The sequence below is a fragment of the Xanthomonas indica genome (genome assembly GCF_040529045.1).
Lineage (GTDB): Bacteria > Pseudomonadota > Gammaproteobacteria > Xanthomonadales > Xanthomonadaceae > Xanthomonas_A > Xanthomonas_A indica.
The window spans coordinates 3,984,886-4,003,682 of sequence record NZ_CP131914.1 but is presented as its reverse complement, the minus strand read 5'-3'; the positions used below and the strand labels follow the sequence as shown (position 1 = coordinate 4,003,682).

At 61.9% G+C, this 18,797-nt stretch carries 19 protein-coding genes; 8 read left to right on the top strand and 11 right to left on the bottom strand.

Annotated features, from left to right (window positions below; translation table 11 throughout):
- Positions 1–302: 302 nt before the first annotated feature.
- Complete coding sequence (locus tag Q7W82_RS17330) at positions 303–1,367, top strand: N(4)-(beta-N-acetylglucosaminyl)-L-asparaginase (protein ID WP_242161098.1); 1,065 nt, start codon at positions 303–305, stop codon at positions 1,365–1,367.
- Between the two features lie 14 nt (positions 1,368–1,381).
- Positions 1,382–2,101 (top strand): copper homeostasis protein CutC, encoded by a 720-nt coding sequence (locus Q7W82_RS17325; protein WP_242161156.1) that lies wholly within the window; start codon positions 1,382–1,384, stop codon positions 2,099–2,101.
- Positions 2,102–2,364: 263 nt separating this feature from the next.
- Here Q7W82_RS17325 and Q7W82_RS17320 read toward each other — a convergent pair whose 3' ends face one another.
- Entirely contained in the window at positions 2,365–3,453 is a 1,089-nt protein-coding gene (locus Q7W82_RS17320; RefSeq protein WP_242161097.1) for a sialidase family protein, read from the bottom strand.
- A gap of 113 nt (positions 3,454–3,566) precedes the next feature.
- Between Q7W82_RS17320 and Q7W82_RS17315 the strand changes: the two genes are divergently transcribed.
- From Q7W82_RS17315 to Q7W82_RS17295, 5 genes are all read left to right on the top strand, one after another.
- The gene (locus tag Q7W82_RS17315) at positions 3,567–4,943 is read left to right on the top strand and encodes an alpha-L-fucosidase (RefSeq protein ID WP_160946483.1); all 1,377 of its coding nucleotides are present in this window, start codon (positions 3,567–3,569) and stop codon (positions 4,941–4,943) included.
- A 790-nt stretch (positions 4,944–5,733) separates the two neighbouring features.
- Positions 5,734–6,339 carry a hypothetical protein gene (locus tag Q7W82_RS17310; protein WP_242161096.1) on the top strand — a complete coding sequence of 202 codons (606 nt, stop codon included), beginning with the start codon at positions 5,734–5,736 and terminating at the stop codon, positions 6,337–6,339.
- Between the two features lie 70 nt (positions 6,340–6,409).
- The gene (locus Q7W82_RS17305) at positions 6,410–6,973 is read left to right on the top strand and encodes a hypothetical protein (RefSeq protein WP_242161095.1); all 564 of its coding nucleotides are present in this window, start codon (positions 6,410–6,412) and stop codon (positions 6,971–6,973) included.
- 375 nt (positions 6,974–7,348) lie between these two features.
- Positions 7,349–7,675: a RebB family R body protein gene (locus tag Q7W82_RS17300; protein ID WP_242161094.1), complete on the top strand. Its 327-nt coding sequence runs from the start codon at positions 7,349–7,351 to the stop codon at positions 7,673–7,675.
- A gap of 158 nt (positions 7,676–7,833) precedes the next feature.
- Positions 7,834–8,034, top strand: coding sequence for a hypothetical protein (locus tag Q7W82_RS17295; protein ID WP_353949495.1), 201 nt, complete (start codon positions 7,834–7,836; stop codon positions 8,032–8,034).
- Positions 8,035–8,209: 175 nt separating this feature from the next.
- On the opposite strand, the gene Q7W82_RS17290 is transcribed toward Q7W82_RS17295, so the two are convergent.
- Positions 8,210–8,596 carry a helix-turn-helix domain-containing protein gene (locus Q7W82_RS17290; protein ID WP_242161155.1) on the bottom strand — a complete coding sequence of 129 codons (387 nt, stop codon included), beginning with the start codon at positions 8,594–8,596 and terminating at the stop codon, positions 8,210–8,212.
- A 148-nt stretch (positions 8,597–8,744) separates the two neighbouring features.
- On the opposite strand from Q7W82_RS17290, the gene Q7W82_RS17285 reads away from it, so the two are divergent.
- Positions 8,745–9,752 carry an NAD(P)-dependent alcohol dehydrogenase gene (locus Q7W82_RS17285; RefSeq protein WP_242161093.1) on the top strand — a complete coding sequence of 336 codons (1,008 nt, stop codon included), beginning with the start codon at positions 8,745–8,747 and terminating at the stop codon, positions 9,750–9,752.
- A 223-nt stretch (positions 9,753–9,975) separates the two neighbouring features.
- Here the strand turns inward: Q7W82_RS17285 and Q7W82_RS17280 are convergent, their stop codons facing one another.
- From Q7W82_RS17280 to Q7W82_RS17240, 9 genes are all read right to left on the bottom strand, one after another.
- Complete coding sequence (locus Q7W82_RS17280; protein WP_242161092.1) at positions 9,976–10,431, bottom strand: hypothetical protein; 456 nt, start codon at positions 10,429–10,431, stop codon at positions 9,976–9,978.
- A 248-nt stretch (positions 10,432–10,679) separates the two neighbouring features.
- Complete coding sequence (locus Q7W82_RS17275) at positions 10,680–10,997, bottom strand: SymE family type I addiction module toxin (RefSeq protein WP_242161091.1); 318 nt, start codon at positions 10,995–10,997, stop codon at positions 10,680–10,682.
- Between the two features lie 320 nt (positions 10,998–11,317).
- Positions 11,318–12,436, bottom strand: a complete 1,119-nt coding sequence (locus Q7W82_RS17270) for a hypothetical protein (RefSeq protein WP_242161090.1) — start codon at positions 12,434–12,436, stop codon at positions 11,318–11,320.
- Positions 12,433–13,266, bottom strand: a complete 834-nt coding sequence (locus tag Q7W82_RS17265) for a DNA methyltransferase (RefSeq protein WP_242161089.1) — start codon at positions 13,264–13,266, stop codon at positions 12,433–12,435. Before Q7W82_RS17265 ends, Q7W82_RS17270 begins: the two co-directional genes overlap by 4 nt.
- A gap of 494 nt (positions 13,267–13,760) precedes the next feature.
- Positions 13,761–15,704, bottom strand: a complete 1,944-nt coding sequence (locus Q7W82_RS17260) for an AAA family ATPase (RefSeq protein WP_242161088.1) — start codon at positions 15,702–15,704, stop codon at positions 13,761–13,763.
- Positions 15,686–16,399: an ATP-binding protein gene (locus Q7W82_RS17255; RefSeq protein ID WP_242161087.1), complete on the bottom strand. Its 714-nt coding sequence runs from the start codon at positions 16,397–16,399 to the stop codon at positions 15,686–15,688. The genes Q7W82_RS17260 and Q7W82_RS17255 overlap by 19 nt, the downstream gene beginning before the upstream one ends.
- Before the next feature lie 126 nt (positions 16,400–16,525).
- Positions 16,526–17,263, bottom strand: coding sequence for a hypothetical protein (locus Q7W82_RS17250; protein WP_242161086.1), 738 nt, complete (start codon positions 17,261–17,263; stop codon positions 16,526–16,528).
- 82 nt (positions 17,264–17,345) lie between these two features.
- On the bottom strand, positions 17,346–17,825 hold the full coding sequence (locus Q7W82_RS17245; RefSeq protein ID WP_242161085.1) for a hypothetical protein: 480 nt from the start codon (positions 17,823–17,825) through the stop codon (positions 17,346–17,348).
- Between the two features lie 525 nt (positions 17,826–18,350).
- Positions 18,351–18,632 carry a hypothetical protein gene (locus tag Q7W82_RS17240; RefSeq protein ID WP_242161084.1) on the bottom strand — a complete coding sequence of 94 codons (282 nt, stop codon included), beginning with the start codon at positions 18,630–18,632 and terminating at the stop codon, positions 18,351–18,353.
- Positions 18,633–18,797 lie beyond the last annotated feature (165 nt).

Below are 18,797 nucleotides of genomic sequence, written 5' to 3'. Positions count from 1 at the left end.
AAGCGCGCGATGAAAAAAATTCTATTATATTGAGCCGGTTTCTAGTGGCGGGCTTGAAGTTTTATGCAAAGTGCGAACTAGGTTGTAGTGGCTGGATGATTGACCTCTAGCGTTGACACTCTTCTAAGTGCGCGATGAGCTTGATAAACGTTCAGACATGCTTCGATGCAATCCTGGCGGAGCAAGCTGCCAAGCCAACTCTGTAACGCCGAGCAGACCGTTTAATCCGATCCCACTCTGCCGCATGATGTAAGGCCACGCGCACGCCCTCCCGCGCGCCCTCCCAACGCCGGAGCCTTCCCATGCCGCAACGCCGCTACTTCCTGAAAACCGCCGCCTTCAGCGCCCTGGCCGCCGGGTTAGGCGGTGTGCTTCCTGGCGCACACGCCGCCGTGGCCAAGGCGCAAGCCAAGGCCGGCGTCGGCCCCTTGCCGCGCGGCGCAGCACGGGTGATCTCCACCTGGGACTTCGGCGTTGCCGCCAACCAGGCGGCATGGCAGGTGCTGTCGCGCGGTGGCGCGGCGCTGGATGCGGTGGAGGCCGGGGTGCGGGTGCCGGAGGCGGATCCGGACAATCACACGGTGGGGCTGGGCGGATATCCGGACCGGGATGGGCGGGTCACGTTGGATGCCTGCATCATGGATCACACCGGTGGCTGCGGGTCGGTCGCGGCGCTGGAGGACATCGTGCATGCGATCTCGGTGGCGCGGCGGGTGATGGAGAAGACGCCGCATGTGATGCTGGTCGGCGATGGTGCGCTGCAGTTCGCGCTGGCGCAGGGCTTCGAGCGCACCAAGCTGCTCACGCCTGAGTCGGAACAGGCATGGAAGGAGTGGTTGAAGACGTCGCACTACGCGCCGGAAGCCAATATCGAGAACCGCGCCTATCGCCGCGGCACGCTGCCCGGCGGCAAGGACAACCACGACACCATCGGCATGCTGGCGCTGGATGCGCACGGCAATCTGTCCGGCGCCTGCACCACCAGCGGCATGGCCTGGAAGATGCACGGGCGGGTCGGCGACAGCCCGATCATCGGCGCGGGGTTGTACGTGGATAACGAGGTGGGCGGGGCGACCTCCACCGGTGTCGGCGAGGAGGTGATCCGCAACGTCGGCAGTTTCGCGGTGGTGGAGATGATGCGGCAGGGCAAGAGTCCGGCCGAGGCCTGCCGCGAGGTGGTGATGCGCATCGTGCTGCGCAAGCCGCAGCTCACCCGCGACCTGCAGGTCGGATTCCTGGCGATGAACAAGCTCGGCGAGGTCGGTGCGTTCGCGATCCAGCCCGGTTTCAGTTATGCGGTCTGCGATGCGCAGCGGCAGGATCTGTTGCTGCCCGGACAGAGCCATTTCGCGGCGCCGGCGGCATGAGCGGGAGCGTACCGATGGGCCTGGAAGTGGCGGCCGATGCGATCGGCTCGGCGCTGGCCGCGCAGGAGGGCGGTGCAATGCGGGTGGAGTTGTGCGGCGGCCTGGATGGCGGTGGGCTGACGCCGTCGTTCGGCACGCTGGCGGCGGTGCGCGATCGGTTGCGCATTCCGCTGTATGTGCTGATCCGTCCGCGTGTCGGTGATTTCGTGTTCGACGCTGCGGAAGTGGAGGCGATGCGCCGCGACGTGGAGCAATGCGTGCGCCTGGGCTGCGACGGGGTGGTACTCGGTGCGCTGACCGCGGCTGGCGAGGTGGACATGGCGACGATGCGCGAGCTGATCGCTGCGGCCGGTTCGCTCGGCGTCACCTTCCATCGCGCCTTCGATGTCAGTGCCGATCCGCGGCGTGCGTTGGAGGACGTGATCGCGCTGGGCTGCGAGCGGGTGCTGACCTCCGGTGCGCGCGAGACTGCCGAAGAGGGCGCCGACATGATCGCCGCGTTGGTGCAGCAGGCCGGCGCGCGTTTGAGCGTGATGCCGGGATCCGGCGTCACCGAGGCCAACCTGGCGCAGTTGCGTGCGCGCACCGGGGCGCGGGAGTTCCATGGCTCGGCGCGTGGACCGCTGGCGTCGCGGGCGTTGGCGCCGCATCCACATGTGCGCAGCCTCGGCGGCGATCGCATGCAGACCGATGTGGCGCGCGTGCGGCGGATGGTGGCGTTGTTGGCGGAGTAGGGCGTCGCCGATGCGTGGTGAGCATCGGATCGCAGCGGCGCGGCGGATGGTGACGAGATTCGCGCATCGCGGCTGACGCCGCTCCCACACGAGGCTGCGGTGGCGGCTGGCGGGCCGCGTGTTTCAACGGTTGCGTTGTTGGGTGCTGGTGGGTACTTCGGTCGCGGCTGAAGCCGCTCCTACGAGGGGCGGCGATTTGGACGGAGACTGCACCGCGCAGACCACCGCTGATGGGTGACGCGCGGCGCGCTACCGCACCGCGGTCAGCGCGACTCGCCCGCTGCGGGCGTGCCGCTCAACCGCTTCGGATCCAGCACCACATGCTTGATGCGCGTGCGCTTCCAGGTGTAGCTGATGTGCACCTTGCCGTCGCGGGTCTGGATCGCCGCGGGGTAGGAGAACTCGTCCTTGGGGCTGTCTTCCAGGGTCAGCACGCGGGTCCAGTGCAGGCCGTCGTCGGACAGGGCGACGGCGAGGATGCCGCGGCCGTCCCACCAGTCCTTGCCGGCCTCGGTGGGGTTGTAGACCAGCAGGGAACGGCCGTCGGCCAGGACCACCGCGTCGGTGCCGGAATTGGGATTGGCCAGGTCGAGCAGGGTCATCGGTTCCCAGGTGCGGCCCTGGTCGCGCGACCAGGTGCTGAACACGTGGTTCTGCTGGCTGCGGCCCACCGCCTGCAGGCGGCCGTCCTTGTGCAGCAGCACGCTGGGCTGGATCGCGCCGATCCTGGCCGGGTCGTTCATCGCCGGGCCGCGGGTCCAGTGCGCGCCGTTGTCGTCGGACCATTCCATGTGCGCGACCCAGCCGGCGTCCTCGCTGCTGCTGGGGCTGAGGATGCGCCCGCTGGGCAACTGCACCGGCTTGTTCTTGATCGGGCCGAGGATGCCGGCGGGCAGGCGCTCGGGCGTGGACCAGTGGTGGCCGCCGTCGCTGGAAGTGGTCTGCATGCCCCACCAGCGTTTCGGGTCGGGGCCCACCTTGTAGAACAGCCGCAGCGGCCCTTGCGCGGGCTGGAACAGCACCGGGTTCCAGGTCGGCAGCGGCGCGCCCTGCGCCTGTGCGCCATCGGCCACGCGCTGTGCCGGTTGCCAGCCGTTGGCGTCGCGGCGCGCCACCCAGATGCCGACATCGTCGGCGCCCTCGTGGCGGCCGCCGAACCACGCCGCGAGCAGGCCATCGCGGGTTTCCACCAGGGTGGAGGCGTGGCATTGCGCGGTCGGCGCCTGCGCGTTGACGAATTCGCTGTAGACGATGGGCGAGGGCGGCACCTGCGGCGGGGCGACGGCGGCCGGACCGGCGATGGCGCGCACGGCGAACAGCGACAGCAGGGGAAACAGCGAAGGCGACATCATGTGGTCCGGTCCTGTCCCGCAAAAGGGGATACCTATTTATCATCAATTAAATACCATATGCTGACACCACCGGCAGCGCCGCCTGCCCCGACCGACGATTGCGAGGATCCGCCATGCCGAACCGCCCGCTCTCTCCGCTCCGCTGGCTGGCCGCGCTCGGCCTGACCGCCCTGGCCGCGCCGCCGCTGCTCGCCGAGAACTTCGCCGAGGTCAAACCGTCGCCGCAGCAGGTGGCCTGGCAGGACCTGGAATTCGGGGTGATCGTGCATTTCGGCACCAACACCTTCCTGGATCGCGAGTGGGGCGACGGCACCGCCAGTCCCAAGGTGTTCGCGCCCGACCAGGTGGACCCGGCGCAGTGGGCGCGCGCCTCCAAGGCGGCCGGCGCCAAGTACCTGATCCTGGTCGCCAAGCACCATGACGGCTTCGCGCTGTGGCCCACCGAGGACAGCGCCTATTCGGTGAAGAACAGCCCGTGGCTCGGCGGCAAGGGCGACCTGGTGAAGATGACCAGCGAGGCCGTGCGCAAGGAAGGCATGGGCTTCGGCATCTACCTGTCGCCGTGGGATCGCCACGAGCCCAAGTACGCTGATCCCAAGGCCTACGACAAGTTCTACGCCGCGCAACTGGTGGACCTGGCCTCGCACTACGGCCCGCTCACCGAGTGGTGGCTGGACGGCGCCGGCAGCGCCGGCCACGTGTACAACTTCGACAAGTACATGGAGGAGCTGCGCACCTACCAGCCCAACGCCATGGTCTTCGCCGACACCGCGCTGTTCGAGTACGGCGACGTGCGCTGGGTCGGCAACGAGGCGGGCGTGATCGAGGGCGAGAACTGGAACACCATCGACCGCCACGGCTACCTGCGCTGGCGCCCGGTCGAGGTGGACACGCCGCTGCACAAGCTGCAGTGGTTCTGGCACCCGAACAGCGACCAGACGCTGAAGAGCGTCGACGAGCTGGTGCAGATCTGGGAAGACAGCGTCGGCCGCGGCGGTCAGCTGGTGCTGGGCATCGCCCCGGACAAGCGCGGCCTGCTGCCCGAGGCCGACGTGAAGCGGCTGGAGGAAATGGGCCAGGCGCTGCAGGCGCGCTACGGCGCCGACCGCAACCTGGTGCGTGGCCGGCTCAAGAACGACGACGGCATTGCCGCGGCGGTGGACGGCGACCGCGATACGTTCTGGAGCGCGCCGGACGGCACGCACCACGCCACGCTGGAACTGCAGTTCAAGCAGCCGGTGACCTTCGACACGGCAATGTCGATGGAATGGCTCAACGACGGCCAACTGGTGCAGAAGTACGCGGTGGAAGTGTTCCGCGACGGCGCCTGGGTCAAGGTGGCGCAGGCGCAGGCGATCGGTCACATGAAGATCGACCACTTCCCCGCGGTCACCGCCTCGCGCGTGCGCCTGAACATCCTGTCCAGCGTCGATGCCGCACATATCCGCGAGTTCCAGTTGTTCAACGTGGGAGCCTCCGCGACGCGTTGAATCTGCCCGCGGCGTACGAACGAAGCCGTGCCCGGCGTGAAGCCGGGTGCGGCTTTTTCGTTGGAGTTGTGGCGCGGCGTTTGTGGTGAGGGTGACTGTCCGCAGGCACAGTGGTTCCAACATCGCTGCGAATAGGATGGCGCGCGCGACAGTGCAAACTCCCCTCTCCCCCGGGAGAGGGGTCGGGGGTGAGGGTACGACGCAAGCGCAGCCCCTCCTCGCGATTCGTGATTGGCAGTCGACGATGCGTGCGTCCGCCCCTGACTCTGCAAGGCAGACCCGTGTTTGGTCGGCGCCGCGATGCAAGCACCAAGCGCGGACCTTGAGTCGGAGCCTTTTGCGACGTCGTCCTCGATGCTTGGAGCGCGTGTTGTCCGAGCCGAACGCCATCACGTGTGCGCCGGAGCGAGCGGTGGCTACCTCCAGAATGTGTGTGTTGCCATTGCCCGCATGCAAGGTGCGAGGAGTGCCTGGAGGATGTCTACGAATATGGACAAAACCTGCAGCCTGCTGCGCGAGCTATGCAGGAACTACGCATTGCAGCCGATCACCAGAGGCGGGCGTTGCAACATCGCGTGGCACAGGCAAAGCATCTGAGGGATAGCTGCCGTCGCTATGTCATGCGCCGCAGCGACGTCTTGGTCGCCGCCGTTTCGGGGCGTTGCCTCCTCGATGGTGCCGGCCCGCTCGGCTTCTACGGTCGTCGTCGCACGTAGCGATACCGACCTTGGCCGTCTGATCCGATGCGCAGGGCTCACGGCATTGGCCATTCCTCTCTCAGGAGCGAACCATGGCAGTTCCCAACGGCGCCAATGCACAGATCATCGAAGCGGCGACGGTGTCCGCGCCACCGGCGGCGTCCACCGGAGCCTCTGCCACGACACCGGTTGCAACGGCGACCGATCGCGGCGAGGTCGGCGAGCGGGCCGACGCGGCAGCCGCCGCATCGGCGCCCGTGTCGCCAACGCCGCCATCCATGCTGAAGACGCTCGATGCACACCTGCTCGCGCAGCCCGAGGCGGCAGGGCTGGCCTGCGACGCGCTCGACAGCAAGATCGAGCGCAGCAATGCCGAAACCATGGCCTATGCACCGACGCAGGTTGAGGGCGGCTCGAACACGCTGATCAGACAGGCGCCAGGCCTGGTCGCGCAATCGGCGGCGGTCTATTTCGACGGCGTCAGCAAGACGGCGCTGGCCAGCCAGAGCGTGCTGCTCAAAAACCTGGCCGAGAACAGGATGGAGCAGGCCGCCGAGGATGCGCTGGGCGTGCTGGCCACCGACGTGCTGGTCGGCGCCGCCGCGGCGGTCGCGGCCGCTGCCGGCGCGCTGGAGACCGAGTCCGCGACTTCGCCATCGACAAGATCGACCAGCGCATCGCCAAGCACACGGACCTGATGCGCGGCCGCAAGTCCGCGTCCACCTAGGCCGTTCGCACCACCGGTTTCACCACACGCAGGGGAGCACCATGCAAGACAACCAAGCATCCGATTTCGCCACGCTGCGCCAGCTCACCGAGAGCTGGTTGCGTCGTCCGCTACTTCCTCTCGAGGAGGAGCAACTGCGGCGCTTCGCATCAGAATCGTCCGCACCGCCGGTAGCGCCTGCCGCCGAAACGGCCAGCGCGTCGTCGTCGCTGATCGATGCGGAGCGCGAGCGCGTGAAAGGGTTGATCCAGCAGATGCAGCAGACGATGCAGAACAGCAGGAGCGCGCTTGACGGCGCCACCGCGGCCAGCGAAGCGGCGGTGCTCAAGGCGGTCCAGTCGGCCAATTCGCTAGACCAGTTACGACCGGGCCAGTTGCGTCCACCGCAGAGCGGCGAGGGTGGTAGCAACCACATTGTGATGTCGCAGATCGCCGATCGCTTGGCCAATCTCGTGCAGGCCGAAGTGCGCGCGTGCTTCGAGCGCGAGTTCGCGACCTTGGCCCAGCAGATGCAGGCGGTGGTCGAGGCGGCGCGTGCGCAGGGGCTCATCGCGGACGCGCCGGCGGTGGATCCGGGGGCGCCATCGCCGCCTCCCGCTGCCTGAGCCGTGCGTGTGTTTTTTCACAGGCATGGTGTGCTTTGCGGCGTGCGCCAAGGCCTTGCGCCACGGCGCGCGATGCACATGGCTGCGTGCCAGCAGCGATCCAGCCTGGCGCCACGTCGCGGACAGTAGCTCGTTCGTCTGCCGTTTTGGTGGATCGCATTGCGTGGCAGCGGATGCCGCCAGGGGATACACCCCGCAGCGGTAGCAATACGCACCGGCTGCTGTGGCGGCGCATCGTGGCCGATGTTCCTTCGTCGCGCCCATATCGCGACGTGGTTGGTGAGTCAAACGCCGCACATGGTTCCGCAGTTTTTGCACTGTCCCGTTTTCAGAGATCGTACGGCGTGGGCCGTACCCCAACCCAGGAGCGACTACATGGCATTTCCCACCGCGGTCAACGACCAGATCACCGATGCGGTCACCCAGTCGAATGTGAAGGTCATCGGCGAGGCACCGGCCTTCGCGATGGCGTCGATTTACCAGAGCATGGCGCACTCGACGGGTATCCTGTTCGGGAACGCGGTCTCCGCGCAGCAGCAACGGAACACCTTGGCGCAGGCCGTGGCCAACCAGGGCGTCATGCAGATCTACAGTCTCGACTCGACCGCCGCCGCCGGCGCCACCGAGAAGGTCGCGCAGACCGGCGTGTCCGACAACCTCACCAGCCTGCTGACCGTGCTCAACGCGTTCAAGCAGCCGTAAACCATGCACGCTAACGCCGTCGCAAGACGGCGGTAGCGATGCAGTTTCCTGACTGACTAGGACCGTTCTAGGGCCTATCCACTGCAGTCAATAACCAGGTCGCCGACGCCGTCACCCTGCCCAACGCCAAGGGCATTGGCGAAGCGCCGGTACAGGCGATGACGTCCCTCGACAAGAGCTTGGCGCATTCGGTCGGCACGCTATTCGAGGATGCTGTGTCAGCCCCACCGCTGCCGGCCACGCTGGCGCAGGCGACTTGCGGTGTGTTTGCTATGCCCCTTGTGGGAGGGACTTCAGTCCCGACGCCTTCCAAGCTCGGTAGTCGGGAGACCTCGTTGATCGCAGCGCATGATCGTTGACGTCTGCCAATAGGCAGCCCTTCGCGATTGAAGGCTCACTAGCGTCGCTTGATCTTGCATCTGCAGCGGTGTCGCTCTCCACAAGCGGCGATTCGCTACGTCACGGCGTGCTTCCTGCCCACGCCGACGTCGCCTCGTGAAGCGTGCGCCCGTTTTCTGGAAGCTTCTGCCCGAATCAAGTAGCCGTCGCTACGCCGCGCACGCATTCCGGCGCGTCGGCCGGCGCGCGCGACATCTCGCTGCTGCGGTACGACTCGCCCCATTCGCGCAGGCTGATCAGCACCGGCGCGAGGGATGCGCCGAGCGGTGTCAGCGCATATTCGACCTTGGGCGGCACCTGCGGATAGACGTGCCGCACGATGACGCCGTCCTCCTCGAGCTCGCGCAACTGCAGGGTCAGCATGCGCTGCGTGGCATTGGGAATCAGGCGCGTCAGTTCCATGAAGCGCTTCTTGCCGGAGAGCAGGTGGAACAGGATCACCGGCTTCCACACCCCGCCGATCACCGAAAGCGTGACTTCGACCGCGCAGCCGCTCTTGCCATCCAGACGTTTCAGACGCATGGTCTTTATACCTACAGAATTGATAGTACCTGCGAAAATTGTACGTTCTTGCGATGCAGGAAGTGCATCCCGACAATGCCTGCAACGCGGCTTCGCTGCAACCGATGCGGCGCCGCCCCTCGCCACTTTTTCGAAGGATGTCGTGCCCATGAAAGCCATTACCTTGCGCCAGCCCGCTGGCCTCGAGAACCTCCGCCTCGTCGATCTGCCCGATCCCGGCCAGCCGAGCGCCGGCGAACTCCGCGTGCGCGTGCATGCCAGCTCGCTCAACTTCCACGACCTGGGCGTGGTGACCGGCCGCATGCCCAGCGCCGACGGCCGCATCCCGATGTCCGACGGTGCCGGCGTGGTGGAGGCGGTGGGCGAAGGCGTGGACGAGTTTGCCGTGGGCGACGCGGTCGTCTCGACGTTCTTCCCGACCTGGCTGGATGGCGGGCCGACCATCGCCGATTTCGCCACCGTGCCCGGCGATGGCGTCGACGGCTATGCACGCGAATACGTCGTTCGTCCCGCGCACTGGTTCACGCACGCACCGCGCGGCTACAGCCACGCCGAAGCGGCGACGCTGACCACCGCGGGGCTCACCGCCTGGCGCGCACTGGTGGTGGACGCGCACCTGAAGGCCGGCGACACCGTGCTGGTGCTCGGCACCGGCGGCGTGTCGATCTTCGCCCTGCAGTTCGCCAAGCACATGGGCGCCACGGTGATCGCCACCTCGTCCTCCGACGAGAAGCTGGCGCGTGCGCAGGCGCTGGGCGCCGATTTCACCATCAATTACCGGCGCGACACCGACTGGGCGGCCAAGGTGCTCGACTACACCAACGGCCGCGGCGTCGACGTGGTGATCGAAGTGGGCGGCCCCGACACCCTGGGGCAATCCATCCAGGCCTGCCGCATCGGCGGCCACATCGCCCTGATCGGCGTGCTGACCGGCATTGCCGGCCAGGTGCCGACGGTGGCGCTGATGCAACGCCACCAGACCCTGCAGGGCCTGATCGTCGGCAGCCGCAGCCACCAGCGCGACATGGTCCGCGCCCTCGACGCGACCGGCATCAAGCCGGTGGTCGATCAGACCTTTTCACTGGAAGACATCGCCGATGCGTTCGCGCATCAGGCGGCGGGGAAGCATTTTGGGAAGCTGTGCTTGTCGATCTGACGGAGATGCCCGAGCGATCGGTGCTGTTCTACCGACCGCGGCAGCTGTTGGAGCAATTCGAACGGCGACCGGCCGCTTCGTTGGTAGGCAGCCTGGGAGGTAGTGCCGGTGATCTGGACCGACAGGTTGCCTGTCAGGCTAAGATTTCAGCAAAGAAAACGGGCCCTTAGGCCCGTTTTTCTTGTTCGCAGATACTTGCCGCAGATGTCGACCTACGCTTAGCTCAAGCCCCTTCGGAGCCGCAGGCTTTCCTAGCGTACTTGTAGTCGACCAACACCCAAGTGCCTCCGTTCGAGCCAGAAACGAACTTGTAGCTCCACGACTGGGAGACGCCACCACTGCAGTTCGAGACCGAATACGTGTCTCCGGGCTGTCCGGGCGGTAGCGGGCCCGGCGGGCCATCCCCAGGCGACTGCGGGCGTACACGACCGTCCGTTGTACGGGTATATGTGACGGTAACGTCCTGCAGCTTATCGAACTCCCCGATCAGATGCCCGTTTACATACTGAGCATGCTGCCGAAGCCAAGCCACAACCGCCTGCTGCTCAGGAGACTTGTCGGCATAGGTTGCCGTGGTCGTGATGATGAATGGCGACGAGGGGGCAGCGCCGGCGAAAAACGGGGCAAAGAGAAGCTGAGCCGCGAATACAACTTTCAGCAGGTTCTTTGCGAGGTTCATGGTGATCTTCCATGGCGGATAGGCGCTTACACCAACACGCTATTCCCATCCCTAACCAGCCACAACACCTGGTGACATTTGTCTACAAGATAAGCCGTTCAGCTAGACCAGAGCGAGATCTCAGCCCTGGACTAACGGGGTCAGGTTCCGTTGAGTTGGATGTTTTGCGGGGCTGTATGTGGGCCTAATACTTACTAAGTACCTTGTCTTCGCTTGGATCTTGTAACCGGTCAGCTCTACGCGGGAAGTCAATCTGACCCCGTTTCTCTGGCCACGCTCACCACCAGTTCGCCGTCGCGCACCTGCACGCGCAGCGTACTGCCGATGGTGAAGCCCAGTTCTTCCATCCAGCGGCCACCCAGGCGCAGCGCGGGCGTGCGCTTGCCGTTGGCGGAGTGGCCGCAGCCGACGGTGCACTGCTGTGGCGGGCGTGGGCGGCGGGGCGGTCGCGAGGCGCGGGCAAGATCGGCGGCGTTGGCGGCGGCGACCTGTTCGGGTGTCAGCATGGGGATGAGCGACGACTCGACGATCGTCCACTGCGGGCAGTGGCGATGCTTGTGCGACATGCGCTTGCAGGGAGCGGCGGGGCGGGGTGACGGTTGACGCATGGCACAGCCTCCTTGGCAGACAGAAACCCGCGCCGAAGGGCGACGGGATGTCGGGAGGTTAGAAACCCCTCATAGACGGCGGGCTTATTTCCCCGAAGGGTGTTGTATTCGCCGCCCTCCCGACGCAGACAGCGCATCGGAGTGTGCCTGCGAACAGGCACAAAAAACCCACCGGTTTGACGGAGGTGGGGGCCGCTATGAGAGGAGTTTCTACGCTCCTTAGAGGGGATGGTGCTACTGGTTTTTGGGGGTGTCAACTGCTTTTGGCTGTAACAAGCTTAAGTGAGCTTGGCCCCTTCACCGGTCCCCGAATCTGGATATTCTTGATCATCGACTTCGATCTCCTTGGGGGAAATAGATTCTATTGCCAATTTAGCCGTATTGGCGACTTCAGCTTCTGCAATAAAATTTTGTATGCGCTCGTAAAGGACGGAATTTTGCTCTCTGAAGTTGGCGTAGTACATAATTGCGCTAATGGCGATCCTCTGTTTGAGTGGATCCCAGATTCTAACGCGCTCAATAAGGTCATCGCGAGAAAGCGGCTCGAGTCCCATCTCGGCAATTTTCTTGGAAGCGTCGTCTTTAAAGCCAAGTGCAACCACCAACCCTAGCGCTTGGTGCTGGGCAATGAGCTGGGAAAATTCACCGAATTCACCGAGGTCCTTGTCGCCTACCACATATTGTTTGACCTCAGCTGAGAGAACTAGCTTCTCGCCATCCCTTGCGTCGATGTCTCCGACTCTCTTCTCACGCTTCGAGCCCGTCCGAACTTTACCAACCTCTACTTGGAGGTGAGGCGCGTCGGCACGTATATAGCCAAAAACAGTTCCCTGATAAGCGGCCCCTGTCGGTTCTCCCGCCTTGCTGGTCAAATCAAAGTTTTGAAGGTAGAGCAAGAAGAGTGGCGGCTCGCGTTTAACAGTCGATGGATCAATCGCTTGGGAGGGAAGAGAGTCTAGGACATAATCAATGACATCCTTTTCCAAAGCGTCTAGAGATGGGTCATCAAAAGAGAGAATTGCCTCGATCCAGGAAATGTAGTCTCTCCACGCTTGGGTGGCATGGGGAGCCGAACTGGGGAAATCGTAGCGATGCTTTTCGTTTCGGAAGAAGTCGGCAATCTTGTCATACTCTTTCCGGATTGCCGAACTCTTGCCATTCACTAGCACGGTAAAAGTGTTAACGCCCCCGCCCTTGCTTGTGACGGTCACCAGCGGAAAATCTTTATGGAATTCTTCCAGCGAAGCGTATTTGCCGCCAGTTGCTTTCAGGTTGCGAAGAAAGCGAATAAGAGCAATTAGTAGGCCTGGAAGAAACTTTCGCCTCTGTCCGCCAAAGAAGTTTGCCTTGACATCTTCAAGAATTTTTTTCGGTGTAATTGACTGCGAGCTATTCACGCGATTTTTGCCAGCCTAGGAATGGCTTGCGATGCCATTGTGTAATAAATGGGGTCGCGCTCCGTCCCGATTGCTTTCAGCCCAAGATGGCTAGCAGCAGCAAGGGTCGAGCCGCTGCCCGAAAATGGGTCATAAATGATGCCTTCGCCCACAGGCAGCACGCCACGAACGATGTAGCGCATCAGGCGTTGCGGCTTGATGGATGGGTGGGGCGCTAAGGCTCGCTCAGGGTCTCGAGCAGGTGCCACCTCTATGAGATCTCGGAAAGGCTCATCGTCGGAAACCCTGCGGAAACCGCCAGTACCCCATTTGCGCAGATTAGCCGCGACGGTGTTTTGGTCAATGGGCTTGCGGAAAATCCCCCAAGGTTCCCAGCATGATCGAGGCATGACGGATACGTTAGGATATTCTTCTTCAGAACCCTTCGGCCTGTCTCCTCCGCGTAGAGTCTTAACGACGCGAATCAGTTCTCCACGCTTTTCAAAGCCTGCCGTCTCAATGGATGCAAATGTAGTTGTCGATACAAGTGGATTGGATGCCATGACAATGTGGCCGCCAGGCACAAGAATGCGCCCGGCCTGATAGGCAAACGCTTTGAAGAAGGTAGTGAGCCTCTCGCGGTCCTTCGCTGTGAGAGTGGTAAAGCGTGGGAGCGGTGCCCTCTTGGCTCCGTCAAACGAGGGCGGAATGCGCCACACCCCACCCGAGCCCCCTCGCATCTTGTCCACATGTTTCTCGTCGAACTCGACCAAGCCGTAAGGAGGGTCGGTGACAATGGCATGGATGGAGCACTCCTCGCGCTCGGACATCCATTGGATCGCATCGGCCAAGTAGAGTTCTGTGTGCTTGGTCGGAGAGTTGCTAGGGAACTGCATGCGCAGTGGCTCGGTTGCCTTGCTTGGGGCAACTCCTCTGGAACGAGTAGCGGTAGCCATTTGTTTCTTCATAAGGCGGGGGGCGGCATTGTTCAGCTTCCTTGTCTCATCCCTAGAGAACGCTGGCGTATGCCATTTGCCTTATTAGGCCACTGGATGGTCAGGTAGGGAAGGGTGGGCTCTATGCCTTTCAAAAAAGTCTTTGAGGAACAAGTGCTTAGCAAGCGGTCGGCTCGGCTGTTGTTGATTCTGCCTTGGTGCCCGCCACGCCATTCGGGCGGTGCCGATGACGGGACTAACGGGGCTAGGTTCACTTATCGAATGAGTTGGATCCTTTGCGTGGGTGGCGTGCGGGCCTATGCCTGCGAAGCAACGGGTCTTGGCTGGACCGCGTGTTTCACTTAGGAAGTCAACCTGACCCCGTTCCTGCCCGATGCATTAATGCAGGGCTACTTGTTGCGCCGGCGGACGTTGATGCCCGTCACCCACGTCTCCAATGTCTCGATGTCCTTTTTCAACTCGCCCGGTGCAGGCACGGGTGACCGCGCCGCAGCCGCGTGGTCGTGTCCCGTGAGCCATGCCGAGGACTTGGTCATCCCTTCCTTGACGGTCTTGCAGTCGTCGTCGGTGATGTCGGAGAGAGGAGCGAGCCGTTGGGTTTCGACGCTGGGTCTGAATCGTTCGACGATGCCGCCCAACAGAACCTCCTCTACCGCGCGCTCCCACGCCTCGCGCAGGAGACCGTAGAGTTCCTTGGCCTCCCGCTCGTAGGCGTCCTGCTCCCCGTTGCGGTGCTTCTTATTTACGGCTTGCCACGCGTTCTTGAGGAACCCAATCTTGTCCCTCACGCGCATCGCGAGCCAAGGCAGTTCCTCGCGGCACACGCCTGCGCCGTTGACCTGTCTGCGGATGTGTTGGTCAAGAGGTTGAACGTCCATCTGCTCGGCAAATTGCTTGAGTGCCAGCAGAAAGACGACATCGTGCGTAAAGACGATGACCTGTCTTCGTTTTGATTCTTCCACCAGCCGCCGCGCGACGGCGCTCCGCCACTGGAAGTCGAGCGACGACACGGGGTCGTCGAACACCATGCCGGAGCGGTCGTCGGCTGTGCTAAGTTCGGCGAAGAAAGCCGCTATGGAAATGCATCGCTGCTCCCCCTCGCTCACTACCTTGGGAACGTTGACGGTCGGGTTTCTGGTGAGGACGAGCTTGTGATAGAAGACGCCTTCCGCGCCGCCTTGCTCTTTTAGCTCGACTTCGACGTGGTTAAATTCCAATGCCTCCAACTCGTCCTTGAATCTCTTCTTGAGGCTTTCTGATACGACCGCCTTCGTAACGGCGGAGCTTTTCTGCGTGATGGCGTTCGGCTTGGTCTCATCGAGGCACTGTGCGTAGGCGGCGATTTTTTTCTTGTTCTCAATTTCATCAAGAATCGCCTTCTCATGCTTGCCGAGCACGAGCCGCGCACGCAATTCCTGCGCCTCGTCGCTCATCTTTTTCTTGGCGTCGGCGGCTCCGGCCTCGCGCAGCGACTTGAGGCGGGCATCGATTTCATCGCCGATAGATTTGGCTTGGGTCGAAGATGCTACGAGTGCTTGAAAGTCTTCGCCGAGGTCCTTGTTCTCGGCGAGCGCCGCAATGATAGCGACGCGGCGCCTTTCGCTGTGGGATATGGCGGCGCTGATGGCTTCGGCCTTGGTATCATGCTCCAGGCGCAGTTCCTTTAGGGTTTCTTCTGTCGCATCCGTGGACGTCTTGAGATTGGCAAAGGCGTTGCGCCTGCGCGCGAATTCGTCGCGCATCAGCCGAAGCTCCTTCTCCGTCGTCGAGACCACGAACTCCTCGAAGTGCTTGAGCCGGTGGGTAGCGGTATGGCCGAGGTCTTGCTGGCAAAGGACGCATCTCGCGCCACCGTCCGTGACGGGAAAGCCTTGGCCCTGATACGCCTGTTGTTCCGAGAACAGCCGCGCCGCCTCCCACATGGCCTTCCACTGTTCTTCGCCGGTTCCGGTAAGCAAACCTTGCGGAAAGGTCGCTTCGCGCAACCGCTTCGCTTCTTCGCTTTTGCGGCGTCCTTCCTTCCGCGTGTCGAACACGGCGATCACTTCCTCGTCCGCCAGAGCCGTTTCCAACCCTCGCAGATGGTCGGCAAGCGCGCGGACGCGGCTTGCACGCAGGGTCAGTTGAGCCATAAGCTTCTGCGGGTCGTTGGCTTGCAGGTCTTGGAGGGCCTTTTCCAGAAAGGTAAGCCGCTCCTGTTCCTCAGGCTTGAGGCGTGCAATGGCCTGCACGTCCTCCGGCTTGGTAAACAGGGTGATGCCGTTCACCAGCTTCGCCGCCGCCGTTCCCTGCGGAATCTGCGCGATGACGCTCGTCAGGGCATTGGTGTCCAACGCGCGTTGTTCGGTTTCCAGTCTTGCGCGAACGGCTTTGCATGCGCGCGGACGAGCTTGTCAAAAAGGTCGAGGCCGAAGGGTAGAAACGCTACGTCCGTTCGCTCATTCAAATAAACGGCGGCGCAGTGCGTGTCGAAGATGCTGACGCGGGAGACGAACTCATCCGCGTCGCCGCCCGTCCACTCGCGGGCGGCGGCATCGGTTCCGACCTTGTATTTGATGGCGACAGTCGGCTTGGGCGGAGCCACGCCAGTTATCACGACGTTGCTGAGAATCGTCTCCTGCCGGCGCGCGCGGCAGGCTTGTTTGAGGATGCGAGTATATCCGGTCTTTCCCGCACCATTATCGCCGTAGACGATGGTGAGGCCGGAGGCGAACTTGAGGGTCTGGTTCTCGGCCAGGGCATTGACACCCTTGTGGTGGAAGATGGAGTCCAGCGAAACCGCCTGCTCCGCTCCCCCGCGCTTGGGCACGTGTTCCTTGGCAAGCGGTTGCGCCGCAACCTTCTCCGTCAACCCGTGTCCGCCCTTGCAAATCGCCGTCAGGGCCTCGATATCCTCTGCGCCCAGCTCGCCGTTCACGACGAGACGGCGGAGCGCATCACGTTGCCATGTCGGACGGTCTGCCGACCATGTTTGAATCTCTTGAAGGACGTTTGCCATTGTTCTTCTGAATTTCAGGGTCAGGTTCACTTATTTGTTGAGTTGGATGCTTTACGCGGGGCGGCATGCGGGCCTGATGCCTGCGAAGCACTGAGTCTTGGCTGGGACCTTGTAACGGGTTAGGAAGTGAGCCTGGCCCCGCTTCTGGATTGCGATCTACTTTAGGTCCTTCTGGATTGCGCTCGAAACTCTCCCCACGAAGGACTTCATTACAGATAAGGCTTCTGCGAAATATGCGTCGTCCAGCGGCAGAATCTCGCCTTCGCCCGCTCGCGCTTGCTCGCCTGCCTTGCGCACGTAAGTTGAGTTTGAGACGCCAGAGTTGTGCACAACGATGTCTCGCGTAGCCTTAATTTCAATCCACTTCTGAAGTATTTCATCGTCGAGTTTCACGCCTGTCACGGCTTGAAAGTACTCCATCTGGAGAGCCGGTGAAGCATAGAAAAGTGACACTAAGTCCTTCTTGATGATTTTGTCGATTAGCTCGTCGCGCGAACTGCACTCTAGGACTTCAGACACATCTACTTTCATGGTGTGATCGATTCCTTTAACCTTTGTCTGAATTCTCCTGTTGTCAAACTTCAGTAGTTCATATAGGAGGTCGCCGACAAAAGCCTCAACTTGCGCTACAGCGTAGACAAATACTGAGAAATATATTTCTTGAGTTACTGCCCCCTCGGCTATCGACCGAAGCTCGTCCTCAGTGCGCTCAATTTCCTTATCCCTAGTTTTCGAAGGGACCCTAAAGCGTTTTTGAGATAAAAATTTGTCGTCGCTCTTGGCCGCGTTCAACGCGCTTATGGAAAACTGCGTCCATATGTAAGTGTTGTTGAGTCCACGCTGCAGGATAGATCTAAGAGATCCGACCTTCTTATGGAGAGCGCTGGCTTTCACGTCATTGTCTCCTAGCAGACTAACACCTGAGTTAAGCCGCGCCACGAAGTGGCGTCGGCTCGCACGAATTGTTAGGCCGCGCTCAGGTGGCGAGTACGACGACTAGGGCGATGATCGCGAGAACTGAAGATCCTACAGCGATCTTTAGAGCCACAGCTTGCCTTGCAGCGGTCTCCTTTAAGCCCGCAGCAATTCCCTCAAGTTGCTCAGCAATGCGCATCACTACTTCCGACTCATTCTTCTGGTGGGTTTCTAATGTCTGAATGCGCTCAGCGATGGCTTTGACCTGGGCTGAAGCAGATCCATGCGGATCAATAGGGACGGGCTTCGGCTTCGAATCGAAAGTTTTCCAAATACCTTTAGCTGCTTTAGCCACGTCCGGCAGATAGAAAAGAATTTGCTTCCACGGAATCTTTGTCGCGGCAGTGACAACTAATGATGTCGGCATATGTCCCCCTTCGGGTTTTGAAAGAGCGATGACGCTGGTGTGCTGCCTAACACCTGAGTTAAGCCGACCCGCGAAGCGGGTTCGGCTTGAACGAATTGTTAGGGCGCGCGCCACGAATCCTTGCGATGCCAACCTCGAATAGCGCGTGATTCAGAACGAAAGTCTCACGCATGAGATCTGCTGTCATTGAGGTAGTGAGCATTTCGCGTTGCATGAGTGATTCAACGGCTGGAGCGCTTAGCTCCAAATCGTTGACCTGCGACCATGTCAAAACGGCCCCGCCAACCTTAGCGAATGCATCTACGACCTTCTGCTCCTCGTCGCTGAGCCGGGCATACAGCTCAGATGCATCCCGTGCCCGAAAGCGATGGGCTTGGGCACGTTTGCGCAGATCGTGTAAGGCGCGAGAAGCCAGTCGAAGAATCGGGAAGGCGATGATTGCGGAAAAGGCAGCAATGGCCCAGTCGCGTTGCCACAAGTAGAGGCCGAGACCGACGCCGCCGGCCAGGGACGTTGCAATGCTGCGTGCAAAGTCTGTCTCTGAATAGAGCTTTCTACAAGGTTATCGATACTCTTCATCGCGGCCCCTGACGCCTGAATTAAGCCGCACCGCGAAGCGACGTCGGCTTGAATAAATTTTTAGGCCTTAGCCAGGCCATGCCATGACCGAGTTAATGCCTCAGTGACAAGAACTGCATACGAGTGCACAACCTTTGCTGCGCACGCTTTGGCAGAAGCTAGCACTTGATCCCGTGTGGCATCGCCTTCGTAGTTGTATTCGGCAGGCGGCATCTTGTAGCGAGTGCCGTCGTCCGATGTGATGATGTCGGTGATGCCTTGTGCAGCTAGGTAATTGTACATCTCCACGTAGTCATCCCACGTCGCACCATGCAGTTCGATTCTGATTGTGTAGCGCGCCATGATTTCCTCCCCTAAGGCTCAACTACTATTTGGCGAAAAAATGGTGTGTAAAAACAGGTCTGTAGCGCGCCGATACTGCTCCCATTTTGGGCAGTACGCATCCCATATTCGATCTCTCGCCAGTCGCGCTATCGCATAATCCTTGCGTCTAACCCACGGCATTCC

Excerpts from the sequence above, each read along its gene's own strand:
- Q7W82_RS17315 (WP_160946483.1), top strand. The coding sequence starts at position 3,567 with ATGCCGAACCGCCCGCTCTCTCCGCTCCGCTGGCTGGCCGCGCTCGGC.
- Q7W82_RS17310 (WP_242161096.1), top strand. The coding sequence starts at position 5,734 with ATGGCAGTTCCCAACGGCGCCAATGCACAGATCATCGAAGCGGCGACG.
- Q7W82_RS17285 (WP_242161093.1), top strand. The coding sequence starts at position 8,745 with ATGAAAGCCATTACCTTGCGCCAGCCCGCTGGCCTCGAGAACCTCCGC.
- Q7W82_RS17305 (WP_242161095.1), top strand. The coding sequence starts at position 6,410 with ATGCAAGACAACCAAGCATCCGATTTCGCCACGCTGCGCCAGCTCACC.
- Q7W82_RS17325 (WP_242161156.1), top strand. The coding sequence starts at position 1,382 with ATGGGCCTGGAAGTGGCGGCCGATGCGATCGGCTCGGCGCTGGCCGCG.
- Q7W82_RS17320 (WP_242161097.1), bottom strand. The coding sequence starts at position 3,453 with ATGATGTCGCCTTCGCTGTTTCCCCTGCTGTCGCTGTTCGCCGTGCGC.
- Q7W82_RS17330 (WP_242161098.1), top strand. The coding sequence starts at position 303 with ATGCCGCAACGCCGCTACTTCCTGAAAACCGCCGCCTTCAGCGCCCTG.
- Q7W82_RS17240 (WP_242161084.1), bottom strand. The coding sequence starts at position 18,632 with ATGGCGCGCTACACAATCAGAATCGAACTGCATGGTGCGACGTGGGAT.
- Q7W82_RS17275 (WP_242161091.1), bottom strand. The coding sequence starts at position 10,997 with ATGTCGCACAAGCATCGCCACTGCCCGCAGTGGACGATCGTCGAGTCG.
- Q7W82_RS17295 (WP_353949495.1), top strand. The coding sequence starts at position 7,834 with ATGACGTCCCTCGACAAGAGCTTGGCGCATTCGGTCGGCACGCTATTC.
- Q7W82_RS17300 (WP_242161094.1), top strand. The coding sequence starts at position 7,349 with ATGGCATTTCCCACCGCGGTCAACGACCAGATCACCGATGCGGTCACC.
- Q7W82_RS17290 (WP_242161155.1), bottom strand. The coding sequence starts at position 8,596 with ATGCGTCTGAAACGTCTGGATGGCAAGAGCGGCTGCGCGGTCGAAGTC.
- Q7W82_RS17280 (WP_242161092.1), bottom strand. The coding sequence starts at position 10,431 with ATGAACCTCGCAAAGAACCTGCTGAAAGTTGTATTCGCGGCTCAGCTT.